The organism is Trebonia sp., from assembly GCF_049794275.1.
Taxonomy (GTDB): domain Bacteria; phylum Actinomycetota; class Actinomycetes; order Streptosporangiales; family Streptosporangiaceae; genus Trebonia.
The window spans coordinates 1-4,919 of sequence record NZ_JBARCR010001028.1; the positions used below are offsets into that span (position 1 = coordinate 1).

The window sequence follows — 4,919 nt, forward strand, 5'->3', positions numbered from 1 at the left end:
ATAGAGGACGTGGACTGATGGCAACAGGAACAGTGAAGTGGTTCAACGCCGATAAGGGCTTTGGTTTCATCGCCCCCGATGACGGGACGGCGGACGTGTTCGTGCACTTCTCCGCGATCGCGAGCTCCGGCTACAGGTCGCTGGATGAGAACCAGAAGGTTGAGTTCGACACGACCCAGGGGCAGAAGGGACCGCAGGCGGAGAACGTCCGTCCGATCTGAGGCATCACGCGCCGTGTCGCTGCTGCGGCGCGCTGGCCGGGCCAGCCGGCTGACCCGCCGGTATCAGTGGCGTGCGCGTATTCGGCGGGGGCCTGATACCGGTAATGGCCGCGCACGCGGCATCTGGTCCGCTTGCGCTGTCGGTCTGCGATCCGGTCAAGGTCTGGAGCGCAGCTCAGCGTTCCCGCCGACATCATTGGCTTCCGCGCAGAAAGCCACGTTATGCGCCCAGTGGATTGCTGGCCAGCACCGTCAGCAGAGCGCCCAGATCGGCGGATATTCGCGGTGTCTTTCGGGTGGGCCGCGGCTCCGGTAGGTGTCGGCGAGCGGCGCTGGTTGCCTTTCCGGCGGTTGTCGGGGAGCGTGATGATCATGGACCTTCCGCTCGCCGATATCCGTGTCATTGACCTGACCGTCGCGCGGGCGGGTCCGACCTGCGTTCGCCAGCTGGCCGACTGGGGGGCGGACGTCATCCGCGTAGAGCCGCCCGGCAAGCCGGCCGACGACCAGGCAGCGCGGGACGCCCTTGCAGGCGGTCGGCATGCCAGCGATTTCCAGCATCTGCACCGCAATAAGAGGTCCCTGTCCCTCAACCTGAAGTCTCTGGCAGGTCGTGAAGTGCTGCTGCGCCTGGTCGACACGGCCGACGTGCTGGTCGAGAACATGCGTCCGCCGGTCAAGGAGCGGCTCGGATTCGATTTCGGCACCGTCCACGCGCGGAATCCGCGGCTGGTTTACGCTTCGCTGTCCGGGTTCGGCCAGGACGGACCTTATGGCGACCGGGGTGGAGTCGACCAGATCGCGCAGGGGATGGGCGGACTGATGAGCGTTACCGGCCTGCCCGGTACCGGGCCGACGCGTGCCGGGATCCCGGTGTCTGACCTGGCGGCGGGCCTTTACCTCGCGATCGGCGTGCTGGTCGCGCTGCACGACCGGGACCGGACGGGAACCGGGCGGTGGGTGCAGACCTCGCTGCTGGAGTCGATGATCGCGATGATGGATTTCCAGGCCACCCGCTGGACCATCGATAGGCAGGTCCCGGGGCAGGCGGGCAATCACCACCCCACAAGCGTCCCCATGGGCTGCTTCGCCACTGCCGACGGGTACGTGAACATCGGCGCTGCGGACGGGCGGCTGCTGCGCGCCTTCTGCTCGGTGATCGGTCTTCCGTGGCTGCCCGGCGACCCGCGTTTTGACTCACTGGATAAGCGGTCAGCGAACCGGGCCGAACTCAACGCACTGGTCGCCGGACAGCTGCGAACCCGGACCACAGCCGCCTGGGTCTCGGCGCTGAACGAAGCCGGGGTGCCGTGCGGGCCGGTCTACCGGATGGACGAGGTGTTCGCAGACCCGCAGGTCGAGCATCTGGCCATGACCCAAACGGTGCAGCACCCGGTGCTCGGCCCGCTCGCTATAGTCCGCAACGCTGTCCGGATAACCGGTGGACCAGATACAGTCCGGACGCCGGCACCGGATCGCGGCGACCACACCGATGAGGTGCTTACCGGCTTGGGCTACTCGCCCGCGGAGATCGGCCGGCTCCGGGCACAGGAAGTGATCTGAGAGGACTGGAATGACGTCATCGTCGCCGAGCGCCGCCGCGCGCTACGAGTCGGGCACCGACCGACTGCTCGTCGAGGTGTCCGGCCCCGTCGCCACCGTGACCTTCAACAACCCCGGCAAGCACAACGCCCTGTCGGCCGACATGCGCGCCGCGCTGCCAGGAGTGCTGCGGGCACTGAATGCCGACGGCGACGTCCGGGTGATCGTAATGACCGGCGCCGGCGACAAGGCATTCACGGCGGGCGCCGACATCTCCGAGTTCGGCGAGCAGCGCACCTCCCCGGCCGCGCGGGCCAGCTACGACCAGGCCTGGGCCGCGGCGAACGATGCCTGGGCGAGCCTTGACAAGCCGGTCATCGCGATGATCCGAGGGTTCTGCATAGGCGGCGGGCTGGTTACCGCGCTGCAGGCGGACATCAGGATCGCCTCGGACGATAGCCAGTTCGGCGTTCCAGCGGCCCGGCTGGGTCTGGGCTACGGGGTTTCCGGCGTGACGGCCCTGATGAACCTGATCGGGCCGGCCCGCACGGCGGAGGTCCTGTTCTCCGCGCGGCGGTTCCCCGCCGCTGAGGCCCTGCAGATGGGCCTGGTCAACCGCGTTGTCCCAGCCGGCAGCCTGCGCGAGGCCGTGCTCAGCCTCGCAGCCAGCATCGCTGGCAACGCGCCGCTGACTGTCGCCGCGGCCAAGGCCGCCATCCGCGAGATCGGCCGGCCGGATGGACAGCGGGACCTGGCCAGGGTCCAGGCGATGGTCGAGGCCTGTTTCCGGTCCGCGGACTACCTTGAGGGCCAGCGCGCATTCGCGGAAAAACGCCCGCCTGCCTTCACCGGCCGCTGACCCCCGGTCAGCCTGACCGAAGCCGCAAGACGACCGGAATGAACCGGAATGAAGGTGTCCAGATGATCATTGAACGGCACGAAGACGTGACTCCCGCCGTGCTGGCGGTTATGGAGCAGACGACCGACCCGCGCCTGCGGGAGATCATGCTGTCGCTGGTCGGGCACCTGCACGCATTCGTCCGCGACGTGCGGCTGACTGAGGAGGAGTTCCGGTCGGCCACGGCCATCCTCAACGAGATGGGCCAGGCCACGACCGACACGCACAACGAGATGGTGCTGATGGCCGGTTCGCTCGGGGTGTCGACGCTGGTCTGCCTGCTCAACAACGGCGACCGGGGCGCCACTGAAACACAGCAATCCCTGCTGGGGCCGTTCTGGAGGATGCACTCGCCACAGGTGGACAACGGCGGCTCGATTGTCCGCTCCGAGACGCCCGGGCCGGCGCTGTTCGTCAGCGTCCGGGTGCAGGACCGCGACGGAGCGCCCGTCTCAGGGGCTGAGGCCGACGTATGGCATTCCTCGCCGGTCGGGCTATACGAGCACCAGGACGCCGAACAGGCGGGGATGAACTTGCGCGGGAAGCTGGTCACCGACGAGGCGGGGCGCTTGTGGTTCCGGACGGTGAAGATGGCCGGTTACCCCATCCCGACGAACACGGTCGTGGGGCGCCTGCTCAAGGCCCAGAACCGCCACCCTTTCCGGCCGGCGCACCTGCACATCCTTATATTCAAAGCGGGCTACAAGACGTTGATCTCGCAGGTGTACGCGCCCGACGACCCGCACCTCGACACTGATGTCCAGTTCGGTGTCACCCAAGCGACGATCGGCGCCTTCGGGCGCCACGACGAGCCGCACCCAACCGATCCCAGCGTCGAAACGCCCTGGTACTCCCTCGAATGCACGTTCACCCTCGAGCCGGGCGAAGCCAGGCTGCCACGTCCTCCCATCCAGTAACAAACGCATGCTCTGCATGCCATGCAGCACGATTCCGTCTGACGGCGCTTAGGCCGCGTGCGCCGGGCTGGTCCCGACGGCGTGGCCGGCGAGATCGGCGAGAGCCACGGCGACGAGGCGGGCGCGCTGGGATGGCCTGGAGCCGGGTTTCGGTGTCAGCATGAACCGGCCGGTGTACTGGCCGTTGCTGAACGTGCGCAGCTCCACGTCCTCCTCCGGGAAACCGAACTCGTCAACCGGGAAGTGCCCATAGCGGGTGGTGACCGTGCCGTCCGGTTCCAGGCGGGGTGGCTGGCCGAGCAGCTTCCCGTACTCGAAGCGGCAGTCCTTCAGGTCGAGCACGTCGATGAGCTGCCTGCGGACGTGCTCGGTAACGTCGTAGGGGGTGCCCGCCTGCTGCGTCAGGGCGGCGCTGGCCACGATGCGGTTGAAGTACCCGGCGTCGGCAACGGTGACCGCCTTCAGGCGGCGCGCCCAGGCGGCCATCTGGGACACCGCCACGCCGACCGCGAGCAGCAGCGCGAACGTGGTCACGTCGCCGGGATGGCTGATGGTCAGCCGTTCGTACGGCCGGGTGAAGAAGTAGTCGAACCAGACCGCGGCCGATAGCGCGGCGAGCGCGCCGGCGAGGCGGTTTCCCAGGCACGCGACCGCGACGACCGCCACGACCAGCAGCAGCGCCACGTTGGCGGCAGGCCAGCTTCCGCGCCAGGGCAGCAGGACCGCCGCCAGCGCCAGCGGCCCCAGGACGGCGGCCGCGACGGCCGCCGCGTCCCTGGTCAGGTAACGGGTCATGAGCCCCGCCTTCTCCCGTGCGATATCCCGCTAATGCCGAGCATGGCATATGGGAACCGCTTGGAGTCAGGGCCGGGCGGCATGGAGTCCGTTAGGAATCCAGGCAGCCCCGCCCGGGCGGCGTAGCGTTCCGCCACGGAACGTTTCTCCTGCTCAGGAGCTAGGTCGCATGAATGCAGTGCAGGCAATCCTGCTGGCCGTCTCGGTCGCCGTGTTCATCTATCTCGGCATCGCCATGTTCAAGCCGGAATGGTTTTGACATGAGCGACGCAGTTCTCATCGCGATCCTGCTGGCCGCCTTCGCGTTTGCCATCGGCCTGGTCCAGGTACTGGGCCGGCTGATCGACTCCGGCGGACGCGACGGCTGGGACGACGAGCCGCCTGATACCGGCGGCACCAGGGCGGACACGGCTGACCCGGACGTCACCGGCCCGGGCCGGCCACAGTGACCGCGTCCGCGACCGGGGTTCCGCCCGGCGAGGCCGGCTTTCCTGGGCCACGGCCGGTCAAGACTCGGACCCGGCCCGCCGCCGCGCTGCTGGAGCC

7 protein-coding genes are annotated in these 4,919 nt (G+C 68.3%); 6 read left to right on the plus strand and 1 reads right to left on the minus strand.

Annotated features, from left to right (window positions below; all coding sequences use genetic code 11):
• The first annotated feature begins 17 nt into the window (after positions 1-17).
• The 4 genes from cspE to WA805_RS25825 all read left to right on the plus strand — a co-directional run bounded on the left by cspE (position 18) and on the right by WA805_RS25825 (position 3,578).
• Complete coding sequence (cspE, locus tag WA805_RS25810; RefSeq protein WP_422324222.1) at positions 18-221, plus strand: transcription antiterminator/RNA stability regulator CspE; 204 nt, start codon at positions 18-20, stop codon at positions 219-221.
• A gap of 372 nt (positions 222-593) precedes the next feature.
• A complete protein-coding gene (locus WA805_RS25815; protein ID WP_422288681.1) occupies positions 594-1,784 on the plus strand; it encodes a CaiB/BaiF CoA transferase family protein in 1,191 nt (396 codons plus the stop codon).
• A 10-nt stretch (positions 1,785-1,794) separates the two neighbouring features.
• Positions 1,795-2,622 carry an enoyl-CoA hydratase gene (locus WA805_RS25820; protein WP_425243644.1) on the plus strand — a complete coding sequence of 276 codons (828 nt, stop codon included), beginning with the start codon at positions 1,795-1,797 and terminating at the stop codon, positions 2,620-2,622.
• A gap of 62 nt (positions 2,623-2,684) precedes the next feature.
• Positions 2,685-3,578, plus strand: coding sequence for a dioxygenase (locus WA805_RS25825; protein WP_422339511.1), 894 nt, complete (start codon positions 2,685-2,687; stop codon positions 3,576-3,578).
• Positions 3,579-3,626: 48 nt separating this feature from the next.
• Here WA805_RS25825 and WA805_RS25830 read toward each other — a convergent pair whose 3' ends face one another.
• A complete protein-coding gene (locus WA805_RS25830; protein ID WP_422324225.1) occupies positions 3,627-4,373 on the minus strand; it encodes a DUF4118 domain-containing protein in 747 nt (248 codons plus the stop codon).
• A 169-nt stretch (positions 4,374-4,542) separates the two neighbouring features.
• Between WA805_RS25830 and WA805_RS25835 the strand changes: the two genes are divergently transcribed.
• Positions 4,543-4,632: a potassium-transporting ATPase subunit F gene (locus WA805_RS25835; RefSeq protein ID WP_425243645.1), complete on the plus strand. Its 90-nt coding sequence runs from the start codon at positions 4,543-4,545 to the stop codon at positions 4,630-4,632.
• 1 nt (position 4,633) lies between these two features.
• Entirely contained in the window at positions 4,634-4,822 is a 189-nt protein-coding gene (locus tag WA805_RS25840) for a hypothetical protein (RefSeq protein ID WP_422290844.1), read from the plus strand.
• The last annotated feature ends 97 nt before the right edge of the window (positions 4,823-4,919 follow it).